This window comes from Mycobacterium mantenii (assembly GCF_010731775.1).
Lineage (GTDB): Bacteria > Actinomycetota > Actinomycetes > Mycobacteriales > Mycobacteriaceae > Mycobacterium > Mycobacterium mantenii.
The window spans coordinates 3,910,456-3,930,075 of the sequence record NZ_AP022590.1; the positions used below are offsets into that span (position 1 = coordinate 3,910,456).

General features: G+C 67.9%; 14 protein-coding genes and 1 pseudogene. 1 reads left to right on the forward strand and 14 read right to left on the reverse strand.

The features are described from left to right. Positions 1–56: 56 nt before the first annotated feature. From G6N50_RS17700 to G6N50_RS17745, 10 genes are all read right to left on the reverse strand, one after another. On the reverse strand, positions 57–944 hold the full coding sequence (locus tag G6N50_RS17700; protein ID WP_083096755.1) for an ESX secretion-associated protein EspG: 888 nt from the start codon (positions 942–944) through the stop codon (positions 57–59). 11 nt (positions 945–955) lie between these two features. After that, positions 956–1,246 (reverse strand): WXG100 family type VII secretion target, encoded by a 291-nt coding sequence (locus tag G6N50_RS17705; protein ID WP_007768835.1) that lies wholly within the window; start codon positions 1,244–1,246, stop codon positions 956–958. Positions 1,247–1,278: 32 nt separating this feature from the next. Beyond that, on the reverse strand, positions 1,279–1,572 hold the full coding sequence (esxG, locus tag G6N50_RS17710; RefSeq protein ID WP_007768837.1) for a type VII secretion system protein EsxG: 294 nt from the start codon (positions 1,570–1,572) through the stop codon (positions 1,279–1,281). Between the two features lie 63 nt (positions 1,573–1,635). Beyond that, positions 1,636–3,129 (reverse strand): PPE family protein, encoded by a 1,494-nt coding sequence (locus G6N50_RS17715; protein ID WP_179970027.1) that lies wholly within the window; start codon positions 3,127–3,129, stop codon positions 1,636–1,638. A 2-nt stretch (positions 3,130–3,131) separates the two neighbouring features. Beyond that, entirely contained in the window at positions 3,132–3,440 is a 309-nt protein-coding gene (locus G6N50_RS17720; protein ID WP_065027779.1) for a PE family protein, read from the reverse strand. 43 nt (positions 3,441–3,483) lie between these two features. After that, positions 3,484–7,473: a type VII secretion protein EccCa gene (gene eccCa, locus G6N50_RS17725; protein WP_083096753.1), complete on the reverse strand. Its 3,990-nt coding sequence runs from the start codon at positions 7,471–7,473 to the stop codon at positions 3,484–3,486. Then, on the reverse strand, positions 7,470–9,092 hold the full coding sequence (eccB, locus tag G6N50_RS17730) for a type VII secretion protein EccB (protein WP_083096750.1): 1,623 nt from the start codon (positions 9,090–9,092) through the stop codon (positions 7,470–7,472). The genes eccCa and eccB overlap by 4 nt, the downstream gene beginning before the upstream one ends. Continuing rightward, positions 9,089–10,942: a type VII secretion system ESX-3 AAA family ATPase EccA3 gene (eccA3, locus tag G6N50_RS17735; RefSeq protein WP_083096748.1), complete on the reverse strand. Its 1,854-nt coding sequence runs from the start codon at positions 10,940–10,942 to the stop codon at positions 9,089–9,091. The genes eccB and eccA3 overlap by 4 nt, the downstream gene beginning before the upstream one ends. A gap of 423 nt (positions 10,943–11,365) precedes the next feature. Further along, entirely contained in the window at positions 11,366–12,832 is a 1,467-nt protein-coding gene (locus G6N50_RS17740; protein ID WP_083096743.1) for a PPE family protein, read from the reverse strand. A 241-nt stretch (positions 12,833–13,073) separates the two neighbouring features. Next, positions 13,074–13,979: a class I SAM-dependent methyltransferase gene (locus tag G6N50_RS17745; protein ID WP_083096742.1), complete on the reverse strand. Its 906-nt coding sequence runs from the start codon at positions 13,977–13,979 to the stop codon at positions 13,074–13,076. A gap of 57 nt (positions 13,980–14,036) precedes the next feature. On the opposite strand from G6N50_RS17745, the gene G6N50_RS17750 reads away from it, so the two are divergent. Further along, the gene (locus G6N50_RS17750; RefSeq protein ID WP_083096740.1) at positions 14,037–15,332 is read left to right on the forward strand and encodes a cupin domain-containing protein; all 1,296 of its coding nucleotides are present in this window, start codon (positions 14,037–14,039) and stop codon (positions 15,330–15,332) included. Positions 15,333–15,509: 177 nt separating this feature from the next. Here the strand turns inward: G6N50_RS17750 and rpmE are convergent. The 4 genes and pseudogenes from rpmE to G6N50_RS17775 all read right to left on the reverse strand — a co-directional run. Continuing rightward, a pseudogene (gene rpmE / locus G6N50_RS29450) lies at positions 15,510–15,697 on the reverse strand (50S ribosomal protein L31); the annotation flags it as partial. Positions 15,698–16,171: 474 nt separating this feature from the next. Continuing rightward, the gene (locus tag G6N50_RS17765) at positions 16,172–16,909 is read right to left on the reverse strand and encodes a TIGR03943 family putative permease subunit (protein WP_083096735.1); all 738 of its coding nucleotides are present in this window, start codon (positions 16,907–16,909) and stop codon (positions 16,172–16,174) included. Further along, positions 16,909–17,859, reverse strand: coding sequence for a permease (locus tag G6N50_RS17770; RefSeq protein ID WP_276053282.1), 951 nt, complete (start codon positions 17,857–17,859; stop codon positions 16,909–16,911). Before G6N50_RS17770 ends, G6N50_RS17765 begins: the two co-directional genes overlap by 1 nt. A 108-nt stretch (positions 17,860–17,967) precedes the next feature. Then, positions 17,968–19,545 carry a PPE family protein gene (locus G6N50_RS17775; protein ID WP_083096725.1) on the reverse strand — a complete coding sequence of 526 codons (1,578 nt, stop codon included), beginning with the start codon at positions 19,543–19,545 and terminating at the stop codon, positions 17,968–17,970. Between the last annotated feature and the right edge of the window lie 75 nt (positions 19,546–19,620).

The window sequence follows — 19,620 nt, forward strand, 5'->3', positions numbered from 1 at the left end:
GGACCCTCGAAAAGTGTTGTGGCCGTTGCTCGAACATCGTGCTCTCTTCTCTTTTACTATGTGTGTTGGACGGAGAAATCTCGGGCCAGCCGGTGTTCGGAGAACCATCCGGCGTCTGGCAGTAGGGCGGTCAGTTGTTCAATCGCGACGGCGATCGCGAAGGGTGTTCCGGGCGCGAAGGTTGACACCCACTCGCCGTCGAACGCGCGGGACGGACTGACCACCACCCGCCCCTCGCGTGCGTCGACGATGCTCAGCCCCACCTCGCTGGTGGAGTGCCGGCCGTCGCGGTGGCAGCCGGCAACGATCTCGACGTAGCTGCGAGGTCCGTTGAACACCGATTCCACCACCCGTCGTGCCGATTGCGGAATACCTAGGAAGTCAAGCACTTCGGTGAGCGGGGCGCCCGAACGCAGTCGTTCGTCGGCTCGGGCACCGACCCGCGTCGGCAGGCTGAACTCGTCGAACCGGGCGGGCGGGCGCTGCGCCAGGCCGACGGTGAGCACCGGGACCAGCGCACGTGGATCGTCGATGTCCATCGCGGTGAACGTGATCAGCTGCGCGCTGCGCAACGCGACCACGGTGAGCGACGGCTTGCCGGCCACCCCGGTGCGCTGCGCGACGACGCCGCGCAGCAACTCCGCACCGCTGCCCTCACCGGTTTCCTTGGCGGGGCCGACATAACGCAAGTCCAGCCACCGCTCGGGAAAACACACCACTTTGATCCACTCTGCCACCGCAGGGTTGACGAGTCCGCCTTCCGAGACCAGACCGAGATCGATCAGCTCAGCCTTCTGACGGTCGAGGAACGCGTTGCGTTCCGCGGCATCACGATAGGGCGAGGTGATTGCCAGCACCCAGGGAAAGCTCCCCGCCCCAATCGTTTCCGCGATGAACCACGCGTGATCGACCGTCAGCTCGACGGCGTTGGGTGACGCGTTCATTCAGCTGCGGACTAACCGCCCCATTTGGCGGCTTCGGCCTGGTCGCGCGCCAGCATCGACATGGTGTTCGCCTCGTGGGTGCTCGCCATCGACTGGTATGCGCGCACCAGGCTTTCCATCGCCTGGTTCCACTGGGCCTGCCACACCTGGTAGGTCATACCGGTGTCACCCTGCCAGGCGTTGGACAACGTGGCCTGCTCGCTGGCGATATCGGAACCGAGCCCCTGCATGGTGCCGGCGTAGCCGGACATGTCGGCGGCGTGGCTCAGCATCGCCGGGTAGTTGTACATGATCTGCGACATGACAAGTCCTTTCGCGGTTGCTATCGGTGAGATCAGAATGCGGTGTAGCCGGATGCGGCGGCGGCGTCCGCGGCCACGTAGGTCCCGGCGGCGTCCCCGAGGTTGGCCTGGGCGATGTCCAGCAGGGTGTTGACACGCGCGGCGACCTCGACGAACCGAGCGTGCGCGGCCTGGAAGGCGGCCGATGACTCGCCCTGGTGGAACGCCTGCGCCGACATCGCCTCCTGCTCGGCCTGGCTGATCGTGCTCCGCATCAGCGCCGCCTTGGCGCTGAAGGCCGACTGGGCGGCTACCAACTGCGGAATGTGAGCGTCCAACATACTCATGTTGATTCCTTTCTGTTGCGTCCGTTGGGGTTTCGGTAATTCACCTGCATCTGGCTGACCGCCTCACCCCCCTTTCCCCGGCTCGGCCGGGCCCGCTTCGTTACCGGCTTCGTGCTCCCAGGTGCCGGGCACCATCGGCATGCGCGGGCCGCCGCCGAAGTCGTCGTCGGCCAGCTTGGTCAATCCGGCCGCCTGAAACGCCTTGTGTCGCTGCGTGGTTCCGGTGAACCCCAGCGGACCGGCCCCCTGGGCGGACACGAGGGCCGCGGCCAGCTCCTCCTCGTCGCCGAAATCCGGCGGGACACCGAAATCGGAGTCCATATCCGCGAACTCGTCGGCGTGGTCGTGCAGTGCGCCGCGGCGCCGGCGCCGCGCCCGGGACTCGGCCCGGCTCGCCGCCGCGGCACCGGCCGCCGGGATGGTCGCCGCCGGAGCCTTGGCCCCGCCGCGGCCAGTCAGGGTGGGGCCGACGCCGGCGTCGGGGTCACCGCCCATGGCGATCAGGTAGGCGAAGTTGCCGGCCGCGGCCGCGGGCGCCGGCGCGGCGGGCGCACCGGATCCCGCGGCAACCGTGCCGGCCGGGGCCCCGGCCGGCGTCGCCACCGTCGGGGCCAGCGCGACCGCCGGCAGCATGGACGGCTTGTTCGACGTCAGCACAGGCGCCACCACGGCGGGGGCGGCGTCCGGCACGGCCTCGACGACCGGCGTGGTGAGCAGGGAGCTGAGCCCGATGCCCAGCAGTAGCGGGATCAGGAACGGTGCGGTGAGGATCGCACCCCAGGTCGGCCAGCCGACGGCATTGAAGAACACCTGGTAGGCAACGAAGAACAGCAGCGGCCCGTTGGCCGCCAGGAACGCCGGCAGATTCGAGAAGAAGTTCTGCATCATCTGCTGGATGTTCTGGAAGAAGTCCTGCAGGAACTTCGACAGCTGCTGGATGAAGTTCTGCCACCAGTCCCCGGGGCTGTTCTGCGTGGCATTGGACACCAGGCTGTTGGTCTGGCCGCCGGGATTGACGATGGCGGGCGCCGCTGTGGTGCGCGGCGCCGCGGCCAAAGCCGAGCCCGACACGGCCTGGTAGGTCCCCATGGTGGTGGCCGCCTGGACCCACATCCGCGCGTAGTCGGCCTCGTTGACCGCGATCGGAATGGTGTTGATGCCAAAGAAATTCGTTCCCACCAGCACTGCGTGCACGGTGTGATTGGTGGCCAGTTCCGCCAGCGTCGGCATGGCGGCCAATGCGGCCGTATACGCCGTCGCCGCGACCTCCTGCTGCGCGGCGGCACCCGCGCTGTCGACGGTGGCCTGCTGCAGCCACGCCAGGTACGGCACGTGGGCCGCCACATACTGCTCGGCACTCGGCCCCTCCCAGGCGCCGGCCTGGGCCTCCCCCAACAACCCACTGAGTTCGGCTGCCGCCGAGGCGTATTGGGTGCTCAGCGAGGTCCAGGCGCCGGCGGCCGCCAACAGCGGCCCCGGGCCCGGACCGGCGCTGAGCAACGCCGAATGCACCTCGGGTGGCGAAGCCATCCAGAAGGGTCCGAAGGGGGATGTCATGGTCAGGCGCCCGCGATGCCAAACGTCGCAGCGGCCGCGGTGTCGCCCGCGAGATAGCTTGCGCCGGCCTGCCCGACGCCGACGCCGGCGCGGCCAAGCTCTTCGACGCCCTGCGCGGCCATGGCGGAGTGCTCCTGGCCCTGGGCGCTGAATCCGACGGCCGTTTGCAGCGATACCGGATCGACCGCCGGCGGCACCACCGCGGTGATCGCCGGTGCCGCCGCCGCATGCGCGGCCGCCAGCCGTGCCGTGAGGGCCTCCACCGCCGCGCTGGTCGCGGCCAGTCCCTCGGGAACCACTCGTAGGGTCATGGCTACTCCTTTCCTGGTCCTTCTGTTCGGACTTGGATAAACTTCAGTGGGCGAAACCGTCTGCAGCGCCCTCTATCACGGACTCCCCGACCAATGGGTTGACCAACTGCACGTATGTCGGAGCATCGCTGTCGCCCAGCAGGATCGCCCGCCCGGCGGGCAACCGGCCGAACCGTTGACCACGAATCTTGCCGCTGTCCTGCGGGTTACCCGCCAGCATCAACGTGGTCGCCTGCAAGTCGTTGAACCGGCGCAGCAGCGGGTTGGTCATCAACGCGTGCCCCGATCCGGTGGCGCGTGCGGTGACGATCACCCGCAGCCCCAGATCGGCTGCTTGCGAAAGCAATCCGATCAGCGGAGACCACGGGCGCTGCCCGACGTAGGGGCCGCTCATCGCCGGCGAATCCGATATCTGGTCGACGTCGTCGATGATCAGATAGTGGGTGTGGCCCGCATACCGCCAATGGGCCAGCTCCCCGGGCGACAGGCCGGCCGGTGGCCGGCGCGATTCGATCAGGTTGGCCAGCCCCAGCATCGCCGGGATGATGCGGTCGATGTTGGCGGTGTACTCGTTGTCGGCGAACAACGGCTCGTCGACGAGGTGCAGCCGCCGATCCAGCACCGTGAAGGCCACCTGATCGGGGGTGGAGTGCTCGCGCACCGTGCGAATGAGGTGACGCAGCAGGGTGGTCTTCCCGGACTTGCTGTCGCCGAACACCATCAGCAGCGGATCCTCGGCGAAGTTGACCACCACCGGCGCGAGATCTTCCTCGCGCTGACCGATGACGACCTGCTCCGGCCCGCGATACAGCGACCCGACCGACTCTGGCACCAGGTTGGTCGGCAACAGCCGCACCGGCGGTGCGGTCAGGCCCGGGTAGCGCGCATTGAGTGCGGCCACCTGGTCCAGCTCCGGAGCGGCGAACAGGAAATGCTCCGCGGCCATGGTCAATCCACGGCCGGGCTGATCGTGCGGCACCGCCTCGGCGGGCCGACGCAGCGCGCCGACCAGCCGCACGTTGCTGTCCCGCGGGTCGTGCAGCTTGAGTTCGAGCCGCAATCCGAGGCCGTCGCGCATGGCCAACGGCACCTCAAGCCAGCTGGGGGTGGTGATGACGACGTGGATCCCGTACGCAAGACCGATGTTGACCAGCTCGCTAACCCTGGCCAGCAACGGGTTTCGGGTGTTGAACTGGTCGGTGTTGTCCCGGCCGAACGCGTAGAGGTTGTCGATGACCAGGAACACCTCGCCGAACCCGTCGTCAGGGGCAGCGCCGTGCTTATCCCGGAACGCCTCTCGTCGCTGGCGCGACAGCAGCAACTGTTCGAGTTCTCCGAAGGTGCGCCGGATGCGTTCGGGCTCCAGCGCCGAGGCCACGCTGCCGACGTGGGCCAGGTCTTCGAGCGCCCGCAGCTTGCCGCCGCCGTAGTCCAGGCAGTAGAAGGTGACCTCGCGCGGCGAGTGCAGGTTGGCCGCGGAAAGGATGAACGTCTGCAGCGCGGTCGATTTGCCCGATTTCGGGCCGCCGTGGATCACCATGTTTCCGGCCGACGAGGCGGCGTCGAACACCAGCGGGTCGCGGCGCATCTCAAACGGCTTGTCGATCTCGCCGAGTGGCCACTGCCACTGCCGGGGCGGCACGCCGGCGCGGGCCAGCATGGCGGTCAACGGGATCGGCTCGTCCAGCGGCGGCAGCCACAGCTGCGGCGCCCGCGGGCCGTAGCCGGCCAACTGGTCGCCGATGGTGGCGATCAGCTTGCGCGGCGGCCCGGTCAGTTCGTCTTCCTCGGCGGCGGTGATCACGGTGTCCTGATCCGGTTCGACGCGCCCGGCCGTGAACAGCTTCGGCTCCGGAATAGACGGCGCCACAAAGGATTTGGCCTTCTTCGGCGGGTCGTAGATGCCGTCGACATAGGTGCTGCGGAACTTGATCGGGGTCGCCCCCGGGGCGGGCACCAAAAAGCCCAAGCCCTTGTGCTCCTTGCCGGATTCGATGTGATAGGCGTCCTCCACGCCGATGATCTGGCGGGAAACGCTGGGGCTGGCCACCTTTAAACCGATGCGGTAGGAGGTGTTCTTGTCGATGTCCTTGATCTTGCCGACATCCAGCGTCTGCGACGCGAACAGGATGTGGATGCGGAACGAGCGGCCTTTACGCGCAACGTAATCGAACAGCTCCGCGTACTCCGGGTGATCGGCCAGCATCAGGGTGAACTCGTCGGCGACCACGAACAGCGTCGGAATCGGCGGCAGGTCATGCCCGGCGGCGATGGCGGCCTCGTACTCCACCACCGAGTTGAACGCGCTGCCCTGGACCTGGCGGCCCGCTTCCCGGAGCAGCGTCTCCCGGCGAGCCACCTCGCCGCGCAGCGTGTCGGCGAACCGGTCGGCCAGTGACTTCTTCTCGGCCATGTTGGAGATCACGGCGACCACTTGCGGGAAATTACGGAAGCTGTCGGCGCCGGCCTCACCCTTGAAGTCGGCATAAATGACGATCAACCGATCCGCCGAGTGAGTCGTCAACAGCGACAACAGGATCGACATCAGGGTCTGGGACTTACCCGAACCCGTCATACCGATCATCAGCCCGTGCGGGCCCATGCCGCCCTCGGCTTCGTCCTTGAGGTCGAACATCAACGGCTCACCGGTCGCGGTGACCCCGATCGGAACGCGCAGCTCGTCCTCGCGGCGGCGCGGCGCCCACAGCGTCGGCACGTCCAGCGCCGAGGCATCCGAAATGCCCAGCATCGTGGTGAACGTGGCACCGCGGGTGGCCGCGGAGCGCAGGCCGGTGTGGGTCGGGTTGGAGTCCCAGCGTGCCAACTGGCGCGCCAAATGCGCGGCCTCGTCGGCGTCGAACTGGTCGGCGTTGTCGATGTAGGGCTGCCAGCCGCCGGTCTGCCAGCGCTCGATGGCGACCGCGCGGCCGCCGCCGTCCCGCCCGGAGACGCGCAGGATCGGCTTTTCCGGATCCGAATACTGCTCACGGTTCGGCGCCGTGGCGCTGCGCTGCACGACGGTGACACCCGCGCGGCCCAGCGCCAGCGTCGACGCGTTGAGGTCGTAGTCGGGGTCATCGATGACGATCAGCAGGTGACGGAGCGCATCGGCGGGCTCGCCGGTGAACGCCGGACGGTCGACCAGAGCCGAACCCAGGCTGGCGACCAGGTCGTCGGCGCTGGTCGACATGAACCGCGCCGGCCCGACCCCGTCGAGCTCACCCGGAATGTCGATGTGCGGCAACCACTTCAGCCAGGACCAGTCCGGGCTCTCCAGATTCGGGGCCACCAGCGCGATCCCGAGCACGGTCGGGTCGTGCCAGGTCACCGCCTGAGCGACCCAGGCGCGCAACGCCGCCCGCGCCTCGTCTTCCGCGCCCAGCACGGTGATCCGGGAGACCTTGGTCAGGTCGATTCCGGTCGGCACGTCGCGCACGGTGCGATGGGTGTCGAGCAGGCTGCGTAACGCGCTGTGCGACACCGGCTCCAGGTCGATTTCGTCCGCGGTGTCATTGACCCGCAGGGCGGTGGCCAGCGGCACCTGGTGGCGGCCGGCCCGCAGCACCAGGAAATCAGGATCGTGCGGGTCACGCTCCCACTGGCGACGCGATCCCGGCACGGTCGCCAGCGCGGACGGCTCCGGGTGGGACCACTGCGCCGCGGCGCGCTGCGCGGTGGCCTGGGTGCGGATGTTGTCCCGGACCACCGACAGGTAACGCAGGTAATCGGCGCGCTCGGCGTCGACCTCCTCGGTGCGCATCTTGTTGTCGCCACCGCGATACATGGCGGTGGCGGCGAGCAACAGCACGAACGGGAAGAACAGGGTCTGCGGGGAGATCAGCCGCATTCCGGTGGCGAACAGGGCGACGATCATGCCGACGATCAGGATCACCAGCACGTAGGGCATCGCCCGGCGCAGGAACGACGGCGGAATCACCCGGGGCAGTTCGGGTGGTGCCTCGATGGCGATGGTCCCCTTGCGGGTGACCGGCGGCGCCAGGCGCCGGCGCGCTTCGAAGATCAGTCGGCTCATCGGGGGGCTCCCTCGGCAGATGCCACACGGCCGGGCTTCTGATCGGGCGTCAACCCGTCATGTGCCAGCAGCGCGTCGGCGCGCGATAACGTCGGACCATTCGCGAACAGCGACAACACCGACCACGGAACGGGGACCGGTGATCCGTTAAGGCCAAGGGCCTCAACTGTTTTGCCGTGTCCGGCGGCGGAGTGCTCTGACTCGTTGTCGATGCCGTAGCGGACACCGGTGTCAGAGACCCAGAACAACGACCCGGTGCCCGGCGAGTCCGGGCCGCCGCCGACGGTCTGGGTGAAGTAGCCGGTGCCCGGAGCCAAAGCGACGCGGGTGGCCACTAAACCATTCGTCGCGGCGCCGCCGCCCACCAGATCGACGGTGCGGATCGACTCCGCGATCGGCAGCGCCGAACCGGACATCAGGTTCAGCGAGCTGGTCGCGGCCCCGGCCGGCTTGCTCCAGTAGGCGCACGTGACGGGGGACTTGCCCGCGTCGACCACGCTGACCTGTTGATCCGGGTACCGCGCGGTGTCCAGCATCCGCGACACCGGCAGCTTGGCCACCGCGTCGGCGCCCAGCCGGGGCGGTTGGTCCAGCCCATAGGAATTGGTGTTGCGCAGGATCGCGGCGAGCACCGGTGAGATCTGCTGAAGGCCGTCGGGCAGCACCGCGTAGTAGCGCGGTGCACCCGAGGAACTCTGATCCAGGGCGTAGGAGACCACCACCGCCCCGATCGGTGCCGGCACGCTGAACGGTGCCGGCGCGCCGGCGTTCGGGATGGCGGGCGCCGTCAGCGCCGGCCCTTCCGGTATCGCGTTGAACAAGCCCAGCGCGATGGGCCGGGGCGCGGGCACCTCGGAGTTGTTCTGCGCCAGGCCGAGTGCGTTCGTGATCGCGTGGTCGGTCAGGTTGATCTGCGAGCGCCTGCCTTCCCACAACAGCCAGGTGCTGCCGTCCCGCTCGACGAGGATCGCCTGCTGCGACGGGAGCGTCGCCGCGCGCGCACCGCTGCTGTCCGGCCGGCCCGCGATCACCGTGACCCCGGTGCTGTGGGCGGCGTGCCCGCCCTGGGCCGGCTCGCTGACGGCGTCGCACACCGTCCAGTTCGCGTCGTGCGAGGGGTTTTGCACCATGCGCTCCGGCGCACCGGGGATGCCGATCAGGTTGCCACGCGGAAAGCGATCCAGCTCACTGCTTTTCACCATGGTGGGATCGACCGCGTGGCCGGTGATCAGCCGGGCTGACGTCAAGTTGAGCACCGGGTGCAGGTCGTCACCGACACGGACATACAGCGCGGCGGTCGAGCGGTCGGCCAGTACGGCGTTGGTGCCCACCGTGCCGCTGGGCCGGATCAGTGAGAACACGAAGCAACCCGCCAAGCCGGTGACCAGCAGGACCGCGCCCATGGCCACCGCGCGTGACTGCGTGCGCAGCGGGTCGACCAGCATTCTGGTGTCGTGCAAGGCGATACCCGAGGCGATCCGGCGCATCACGAACCGCCAGCCGGTGACCTGGTGGCGGGTGACGAAACCGCGGCGGTACTCGACCTGGTCGGGGTTGTCGTTGACCGGCGTGCGGGAGGTGAACGAACGGCGTTCGTCGGACTCGTTGTTGGAGCTCATGCCGGCACCGACAGGCCAAGGCCGCGCAGCAGCGGCTCAACCGAACGTGCGACGTCGTCGTCGGTGATCGTCATCAGCTCCTCGTCACTGAATTCGCCGGTTCCGGCGTGTTCCGAATGGTCGAGCCGGAACTCTCGCTCTTCCTCGGAGCGTTCGACGATGTTTCGGACGAATCGACCGTTACCGGCGATGTCCAGGTTGCGTCGCGAGATTCCGTTGGCATCCGGGGTCGACTCGGTTGCCAACTTCGTGAACAGCGCCTCCATGTGTTGCAGCGCAGCCTGTTCGAAGATGCTGTCGCGCTGCTCGGCCATTGTGTTCGCGATCTCGACCAACTCCGACGGCGCGTAGGAAGGGAAGTCGATGTTGCGGGTGAACCGAGAACGCAAGCCCTCGTTGGTATCCAGGAACTTGTCCAGGTCCGCACGGTATCCGGCGATGATGACCACCAGGCGGTCGCGGTCGTTCTCCATGCGCGCCAGCAGGGTGTCGATGGCGACCAGGCCGAAGTCGTTCTTGGCGCCCGTGGCAACCAGCGCGTAGGCCTCGTCGAGGAACAGCACGCCGTCCAGCGCGCTGTCGATGATCGCGTTGGTCTTGGCCTCGGTCTCGCCGATGTGCTGGCCGATGAGGTCGGCGCGGTGGACCTCTCGAATGTTTTCCCGCTTCAAAAGCCCCAAGCCGCAATAGATTTTGGCGACCACGCGGGCGATCGTGGTCTTACCGGTTCCGGGCGGCCCGGCGAAGACCAGGTGGTGGGCGCGCTGCGCGACCGCGAGGCCACGCTGCTTACGAACCAGCTCCATGGCGACCGAACTCTTCAGCCGCGACACCTGGTTCTTGACCTCATCGAGTCCGATGAACTCGGCCAGCTGACGCTCGGCCTCGTGCAGCAGCACCGCCTTGCGTTCGTGTGCGGCAGGGTCGACGAAATCCTCTGCGCTGGGCTCGGTTTCGACATCCCAGGGATCGGTGCGGGCTTCGATGCGGGCCGCCGTGGTGGTCACGATGCCGAAACTGGTGTCGGTCAGGGCCTGTTCGACTTGTTCGTTCTCGGGATGAGCGGCATACAGATCCTGCAGCACTTCGCTTGCCGAGTCCTCGTCCACATGCGCGCGCAGCACCAGCGCCTTGGCCAGCGCGCCGTCGACGGCGGCCACCGCGACGGGACCGTCGGGCTCCTCCAGATACGACAACGAGGGGGCGAACATGCCAAGCCGGGCCAGGGCGGTGCCCAGGGCGATTTTAGCGGCGTGCGAGAACGCGTCGTCGAGGTCCGCGTCGTTGACGATCGGGGTCAGCAGCTTGACGACGTCCGACCAGCGCTCGGCGCGGTAGTTGATGACGACGGACACCCAACGGGCCTCGCGCCAGTTCGGGCGGCCGGCGGTCAGGCGAGCGACGATCTGGTCGGCGTCAGCAAATCGCCCGGCCGTTGCCAGCGACGCCGCGTAGGCGAGATGGAAGTCGTCCGGTGCCTCTGCGCGAAACTGTAGATACAGTCCGGTGTCGTAGCGGAAGCCCAACGACCCGGGCGCCAGATCGACCTGGCGCTGTAGCGTGCCCGCCGTCGCTGCGGTGCGCGACACCGACTCGAGCACCCGCAGCGACACGTCGCCGGCCGCCGCCAGGCCCGTCCACGCGTCGCACTGGTCGTGGGCGATGCGGGTCAGCGCGGTGAAACCGGAGCGAGCGGCGGTCAGATCGGCGGGACGCTGACGTTGGTAGACGACCACACCCAGAGCGCGGCAGCAGGTGGCGAACCGGCTGACGACGTCCTCGTCAACCCGCGCGTCCACACGCGAATTAACGGGCTGAGCTGTGAGCATGCCGGTGTCACCGAGTTCCACGGCCGCGTCTTTTCATGAATGTAGTCTCCCCTAACCTAACCCGCCTGAAGTTAGCATTGCATAAGCTAACTGTCGAGACGTTTGGGCCTGTCCGGCTCACCACTGCGCTGACCTTCTTTTACCGCTGTTGAGGACGTTACCGTTAGCTTTTTCCCGTATTTTCGGCATACTCACAGCCGCGCGGCCGGTGCCCTCACAGCAAGGCACCACATTAATGAAAATCATTTTCATTATCAACTCGCCCGGTCCGCCCCGCGCCCGCCCGCCACGGTCGAGCGGATCAGGGACGACACCGTCCGCACGGGCGTGGTCATAGCAACGACTCCTTGACGATCGGGGTGAGCCTGGACGACCGCCACGACGGGTAACCGGTGCAACGATCACGCAGCCAGTAGTCGGCCGCCGGGCTCGAAAAGTTCCGCGCTATTCGCCCTCCCAGCTGCCCGGCAACATCGGCACGGAGGGCCCGTCGCCGAACTGGCCACCCGTCAGCGTGGTCAGCCCCGCAGCCTCGGGGGTCTGCGCGGGCGCGGTTCCGGCAAAGCCCAGCGACCCCGCGCCCCGATCCGATGCGATCGGCAAGCCGAGGTCGGGTTCCGGCCCGACGTCCGGTTCCGGATCCATGAACTCGTAGCCGCGGTAGTGGTCTTGCATCGTCGCCCGACGTTGCCGCCGCGCCCGCTGTCTTTCGGACACCGATGCCGCGGCCGGTGCGGCTGCCGCGGCGGCATCCGGCTCGGGCGCCTTACGCTGCGCGCCGCTGCCCATACCGGAGCCGGTGCCAATGCCGGGCCCACCGACCAGGTACGGGAAGGCGGCTGCCTCGGCACCGGTGGACGGCGGCGGCGGCGGGGCTGGGGTTGCCGGCGCCGAGGCTGGCGCGGGTGACGGGGCCGACGTCGGGGTAGAAGACGGTGCCGGCGCCGTGGCCGGGGCAGCGCTAACGGCGACCGGAGCGCCGCTGACGACAGGCACATTGGGTGGCGGAGCCACCGGTGCCGGCGCGGGGTCGGGAGCTGGGGCTGGCTGGATTCCGGCCATCAGACTTAAACCTGCTATGCCCCCCGCAAATCCACCTGGCACGATCAACGGAAGGGCAGCAAGCTGCGGGAACGCCTGAAGGGCCTCGCCCAGGTGGGTGAACTCGTCTGCGATGAGTCCGGCGGGCCCGAAAATGTCTTGTACCAAATCCTCTAATGCGTCAGCTGGGTCCGTGGGAAACTCCGCTAAATCTCTTCCTATAGTCTGGAAAATCTCGAGGAATCGATTTACCCACCAGCTCAGCTGGTACGGGTTACCACCGTCATTGTCGACGATTCCGTCGTCGTCACTGTCTTGGCCGCTGTCGGTTGCTTGCACGATTTGTGGCGCGGGCCCTGTCTGCGGCGCCGAAGCCACCGCGGCGGTGGAGACCGCCTGGTAGGTGGTCATCGTGGTGGCCGCCTGGACCCACATCCGCGCGTAGTCGGCTTCGTTGACCGCGATGGGAATCGTGTTGATCCCGAAAAAATTGGTCGCTACCAATGCCCCGTGGACGACGTGGTTGGCGGCCAGTTCCGGCAGGGTCGGCATCGCGGCCAACGCCGCGGTGTAGGCGGTGGCCGCGACTTCGTGCTGGGCAGCCATGGCCGCGCTGTTGGCGCTGGCCTGCACCAGCCAGGCCAGGTAGGGCAGATGCGCGGCCACGTATCGCTCGGCACTGGGCCCCTGCCACGCCCCGGCCTGCGCCGCGGCCAACGTCGCACTCAGTTCGTCGGCGGCCGACGCGTAGGTCTCACTCAAAGAAGTCCAGGATGCGGCCGCGGCCAAGAGGCCAGCCGGCCCAGGACCGCTGCTCAGCAACGTGGAGTGGACCTCCGGGGCCAATGCCATCCAGATCGGCGCGGTCATGCCCGCCCACCCGCCACCAGGGGTGGTGGCGCGACCGGGCGATGAGCAACAACGCGTGGCGCCATGCCAGAGACTCCTCGCCGGGCGATGTCGGCAACCGCCGGGCTGTCGGCGGCGCAAGGATCAGCCCGTTAGTAGTCGGGCGGCGACCCGAAGAAGTTCCGGCGGGCGCCCAATTCAAGGAGAACTCATCGAAACCGGGCCGCGAACAGCGATCATGGTCGGCTTCCGGCTCGATGCGTCAGGCTCGGACGGCGCTCACCAGGGTGTTGCGCGCGACCATCGGGCCGGCCTCGGTGTCGGGCCCGGGCACGGGGCGGCCGACCTCGCGCAGGTAGTCGGCCAACGGAGTGCCGACCGCGGTCCAGCCGTGCTTGCCGAACCATTCGGTGGCGGGTGCGTGCTGCTCGTTATAAACCAGCTGGAAGAACACGCGCCCGTCGCCCTGCGCGGTGGCCGCGCGCTCTTCGGCCACGGCGGCGTCGTAGTCCTGGGGCTTCATCGGTGCGCCGTCCTCGACGGCGACGTGGCTGCCTTGAGCGGCCAGCCCGTCGATACCGGTGAACAGCTGCTCCTGGGCGGTCGCCGGGAGATAGACCAACAGGCCCTCGGCGATCCATGCCGAAGGCTTCGCGGCATCAAAGCCGCTGGCGCACAAGGCTTGTGGCCAGTCTTCCCGCAGATCGATGGCGATCTCACGGCGCTCGGCGCGGGGTTGGGCGCCGGCGCCGGTAAGCACCTCGCGCTTGAAGTGGAGCACCTGCGGCTGGTCGAGCTCGAAGATCGTCGTCCCGGCCGGCCAGTCCAAGCGGTAGGCGCGCGAGTCTAGACCCGCCGCCAAGACGACCACCTGCCGCACCCCCGCGTCCGCCGCGCGGCGGAAATATTCGTCGAAGTATCTGGTGCGGGCGCCCTGGAAGTTGACGAAATGCTCCCCGAAGTCGGCGCTCTTCAGCTGGTGGTCGGGGTCCTTGCCGTCGAGGACGTCGGCCCACGAACCGCCGACGGCGCGGCAGAAGACCTCCGCGTATGGATCCACGGCCAGTGGGTCGGGTTTCTGCGCCTCCAATGCCCGCGCCGTTGCCACGAACAACGCGGTCGAACCCACACTTGTGGTGATATCCCAGGTGTCACCTTCGCTTCGCACCCGACCCACACTACGCCGCCAAGCTGGGGCGCCTAATCCCTATGGGGCACAACGCTAATGGTGAACTTTCCTAAAGCCGCAGGCCCGCGGTGCAGCCATCCGTCATACTGGGATGTCCAAAACGCGGGACTCTCACCAGCCCACCACGACGACGTTTGCCGAGGAGTAGCCATCGAACCGTCGCTCGCCTGGTTGCTTCAACCCCTTGAGGTAGAGACCTTTCTCAACGAGATTTGGGGGGCAACGCATTACCACGTCAAGCGCGGCTGCGCGGGCTACTTCGATAGCCTGCTGCGGGCGCCGTCGGCGATTGAGGAATTGTTGGAGCTTTTTCGCCGGGACCCATCGACGGTGCACCTGCTCAAGGGGGAAGACAGGAGGTCAGGCTCCGACAGCTACCGGCTTGCTGACGGCAGCCTGGACCTTGTCCGCGTGCGCAACGACTTTGCCGATGGCTACACGATCATTTTGGGCGGCGTCGAGCGCTACATGCGCGCGGTTGGGTCGTTGGCCCACTCCATCGAGGTCGAGCTGAACTACCCGATACAGGTCAACGCCTACATCACCCCGCCCGAAACACAAGGGCTCATTCCCCACTACGACGACCACGACGTGTTTTTCTTGCAGGTCCATGGATCTAAGCTTTGGCATTTGTACGACGGCCCCTCTGTGCCACCGCGCGAGCTGCAACCCGAGAAGAACAAGGCTGTTGCCATCGACGGCCTCCCGTTGCGAGCCGACTTGCGCCTCGAAGTCGGCGACGTGCTGTATCTGCCACGCGGCCAAGTTCATGCGGCCGAGACGAATTCAGAGCCATCCGCCCATCTGACCGTCGGATTCCACCCGCCCACCATGCTCACGCTCGCCATCGCGGCGCTGTCCGCGCAGCGATTCCACGATGATCGTCTGAACGCATATCTGCCGCCGCGACACCTCGATGACGCTGATGTGCAGGCGGACCTTGCCGACCTCCTACGTGACGCTGTCAAAGCGGTTGAGGACCAGGGCGCCGTCGCGAGAGGTCTCGACGTCTTGGCGGATCGCCTGGTCCGCCGCGGCCGAATCCCACCAATCGGACCGGCCTCGAACGCCGCCCGAATCGACGGACAGACACTGGTGCGGAAGTACCAACCGCTCTATTCTCGCGTGCGGGCCGTTGACGGCGGTGTTGCGCTGCGGTTTGCGGGTTTGTCCGTGCGCGCCGGGACGGACCACAAAGCCGCGATGCTGTTCATCGCGAGAAGCGCCGAGCCGTTTCGGGTTTGCGATCTTCCCGGACTGGGTGCGCAGGAGCAGATCGAGCTGGCCCGGTCGCTTATCGTGAGCGGATTCCTGGTCCGGGTCCAGGACTGATTCGCCGAATTCGCGGTCCGCGTCCCCGGCGCCATGCTGGATTCTGCTGCAACGGATCCGGTCGGGTGGGTGTGCATCGATATGCCACCCGGGCTGGAAACGGTATAGCTAAGCGGCAATTCATTTCGGGCTCGATGTCGACCCTGATGCCGTTGCGCGCATGGCGGAGGAGATGCTTCAGGGCCGCTCAACGCTTTGCCGAGCCGGGCTACTGCGCTTGCTGTCCACAATAGTGGCATTACTATCGGCGTAGCGGCGGGGAAACTTCTCGACCTGTCCCGCGCTGTCGACGATGCGGCGACCCCGCCGGCCCAGAACGGGTGTGATTCCGAGGTGACCTCGACGACGACCAGGGGGTACGTGTCGACTCCCGACGGCCGAACCGGTGCTCGACCACCAGCGTTCCCGGGCTTCGCAACCGCGCACCCACGACCGCGTCGGTGTCCCTCTGGACATCCGCGCGCCGCGGCACCGACCGCCCATTCACCGTAATCGTCTGCGCCGCTTGCGCGGTCGGCCATCAGCTGTCGGTGATCGACGAACTACGCCCCACGATCCGCCGCTGCCCGCGCTCCATGCTGGTCTCGGCCGCCTGCATGCTCGGACCACTCACCTGTTCGTCCCGACCGACCGGCGGCGGCGTCATGGCCGTGGTGCAACCTTGCACCGACGACCGGGTGGCCTGCGGCCCCGCGCATTGGATAGGCCCTATCGCCGACCGTGCCGCGGCCGCAGAACTGCGCGATTGGCTGGAGCGCGGGCAGTGGGAAATCACACCCGTACCCCGTCAACTCGGGCTGCATGAGCGTTGGACAGGCGGTTCGAGCCGGCGGAATTGATCAACGCGGGTACGCGTACGGATTGGGCGGGGCGTCGATCTGGCTGACCGCGGTGGCCTGCAGCGTGGGAACCGCCGGCGAATTCGGTTGCCGTGGTGCGGGAGTCACCTGGCCCTGGACGCGAAGCCAGGTGTTGTCCGGCAGGCCGGCCGCACCCCCGGCGGCCGGGCCACGCAGATGGATGCGGGCCAGCTGGGCGTCGGCCGCGCAGCAGATGATGACGACGCGACCGAGGTCGACGCCCTGCGCCTCGTTGAGCACGAACCCGGTGACGGTGATCGTCCGGTTCGTCAACGAACCGGTCGTGTCGTGCGCCTCGCGCATCAGCACCTCCGGCAGCGAGACCTCCGGCGCCGGCCCGGGCGGCAACGGTGGAAACGTTTTGTTCACAACACTATTGGACGCCGATGTGACGGAGGGAGCGGCGGCCGAGGGCCGCAGCGTCGGGGGCGCCACGAACATCAGCACCACGACCGCGACCACCAGCAACCAGACGATGCCGGTCCGATGGGAATGCTCGTGACCGTGATCGCCGGCCGCGTCGTTCGGCGGGGGCCCGCCCCGGCGGATATCGCCGACGATCGCCACCAGCGCCAACCCGATGAGCACCACCGCCGAAACGGCCAGCCACGGCAACAGCCCGGGCTTGACGTAACGGGTGAACACACCCGACCCGGTGATCATGGCGATGCTGATGCCCACCAACAGCAACACGGTGTTCTCGGCTTCGCGACTCATTACCGGGCCCCCAACACGAAAAGCCCGATCGCACAGGCACTCGCCGTGGCCACCACGAAGGTGCACGGCGCAAAGCGCGCGGCGAACGCCCGGCCGAACATGCCCACCTGCATGGCGAACAGCTTGACGTCAACGGCCGGACCGACGACGAGAAACACCAGCCGGGGTAACAGCGGGACCATCGTCATGCTGGCCGCCACGAACGCGTCCGCCTCCGAACACAACGCCAGCACCACCGCCAGGGTGGCCATCAGCGCGACCCCGAGGACCGGGTCGGTCGCCAGATGCGCGAACACCCACTGCGGCACCGCCACATGCAGCAACGCCGCGGCGGCCGCACCGAGCACCAAATACGATGCAGCCTGCAGGAAGTCGTGACGGGCCGCCTCGGCGAAGACCACCCAGCGCGGTTCGGTCTGTGTTCCAGCGACGGGCAGCCGACGGGTGATCCAGTCCGCACGGCCCCACCGCGACCACACCCAGCCCATGACGACCGCGGTCAGCAGCGACGCTCCCATGCGGGCGAAGACCATCCTCGGGGCGCCCGGAAACGCCACCGCCGTGGCCACCAGGACCACCGGGTTGATCGCCGGCGCGGCCAACATGAAGGTCAATGCCGCGGCTCCCGTCGGCCCGCCGTCGCCGAACAACCGCCGCGCCAACGGGACTGAGCCACATTCGCAACCCGGCAACGCGACCCCGCCCAGGCCGGCCGCCACCACCGCCAACGCCGGCCGGCGCGGCAACCAACGCGCCAGCCGCTGCGGCGACACGAACACCGCGATCAGTCCGCTGACCACCACCCCGAGCACCAGGAATGGAATCGCCTGCACGAAAACGCCGCAGAACACGGTGCCCACCGTCGACATCGCCGCACTGTTGTAGACCGCGGTGCGCAAGGTCGTCGCCGCCACGGCGCAGGTCAACAGAATGCCCACCAGCACTTCCATCGACCCCAACCTGCGTCGGGACTTCAGCGTGTCCACCGGGTCATTATTTCAGTGCGCAGCAGCCCGCGCCCGGGGTTAAGTCGCCGGAGGCGGCCCGAGTCCGCGGCACTAGCCGTCCGGATTTGCGCCGCCCTTGTTCCAGGTGCCCGGCATCATCGGCATCGTGGGACCGCCGCCGAATTCATCGCCATCCAGCGTGGCTAGGCCAGTCACCGCGGCCGCCGCTTCTCTGCGCGCGGTGCCGGCGAATCCCAACGTCCCCGCGCCACGATCCGACGTCAGCGCGTCCCGACCTTCAGGCGAGGCGTCCCAGTCCGGGTCGACGTCGACGTTCATATCCATGAACTCGTCGCCGTGCCCGCGCTGTGTCGCGCGCCTGCGCCGGCGCGCTCGAGCCGCTGCGCGCGCGGCGGCTGCCGCCGCGGCCGCGGCGCTATCCGGTTCCGGTGCTTTCCTCTTGGCGCTGGAGCTGGCACTCGAGCTCATCCCGGAGCCGGTTCCGATACCCGGTGGACCGACGGCATAGGGCGGGAAAAATCCCAGTGCGGGCGCGGCCGGCACCGGTGGCGCCGGAGCCGCGCTGCCAACCGTGGTCGTAACGGTGGGTGCGGGCGCCGGGGCTGAGGCCGGGGCCGTAGCCGGCACCGGCGGGCTCGGAGCCATCGCCACGGCCGGCAAGGCGGGAGGCGCCGGCGCGGGGCCCGGCACCGGCGCCGGGACGACCGCGGGGTGGGGGATGGCGGCCATGCCGGCCAACCCGGCGAAGCCGCCGAGTGCGCCGAAGGGAGCGACCGCAAGCAGCAACGCGGGGGCCAGCAGCTGCGGCGCGGTGGCCAAGATTTCGAGGATGTGCGTCGGCCAGTCGAACAGGGCGAGCTGAACGATGTACTGGAAGGCCAGCGCCGGATTGTGCACCAGGTAGTAGCCGAACTGCTGGAAATCCTCCAGCAGTTCCAGCGCCCGGACGACCCACCAAATCGGTTGCGACGCGTCGGTGTAGGCGTCGTAGGGCAGCCCGTTCACGGTGCCCTGGGCCGGGTCCCAGTTGATGCCGAAGTTCTTCAGAATCTTGGCGATGAAGTCGTCGAACGGATTGTCGATCGTCGGGTCGTGATCCACGTTCGACGAATCACCCTCCGAGGCATCGGATTTCACGATGGGCGGCGCCGGCTCGGGTTGCGGTGTCGACGCGACCGCGGCGGTGGACACGGCTTGGTAGGTGGACATGGTGGCGGCCGCCTGAGTCCACATCCGCGCATAGTCGGCCTCGTTGACCGCGATGGGAACCGTGTTGACCCCGAAGAAATTCGTCGCCACCAGCGCTCCGTGCACGACGTGGTTGGTGGCCAGTTCCGGGAGGGTGGGCATGGCGGTCAGCGCCGCGCTGTAGGCCGCCGCGGCCACCTCGTGCTGGCCGGCGACCGCCGCGCTGTCGGCGCTGGACTTCGCCAACCACGCCAGGTATGGCGCGTGCGCGACGGCGTAGGACTCCCCACTGGGCCCCTGCCATGCCCCGGCCTGTACTCCCGCCAGCATCGTGGTCAATTCCTCCGCGGCAGAGGCATATTCGGCGCTCAGCTGCGACCAGGCACCGGCCGCCGCCAGCAATGGCCCGGGCCCCGGGCCGCTGCTGAGCAGCGCAGAATGCAGTTCGGGCGGCGAGGCCATCCAAATTGGCGCCGTCATAGGCACTCCTCGGGCTGGAAGGGTTACCAGCCGGAGAGCTTAATGAATATGATTATCGTTTTCAACCGGGCGGGG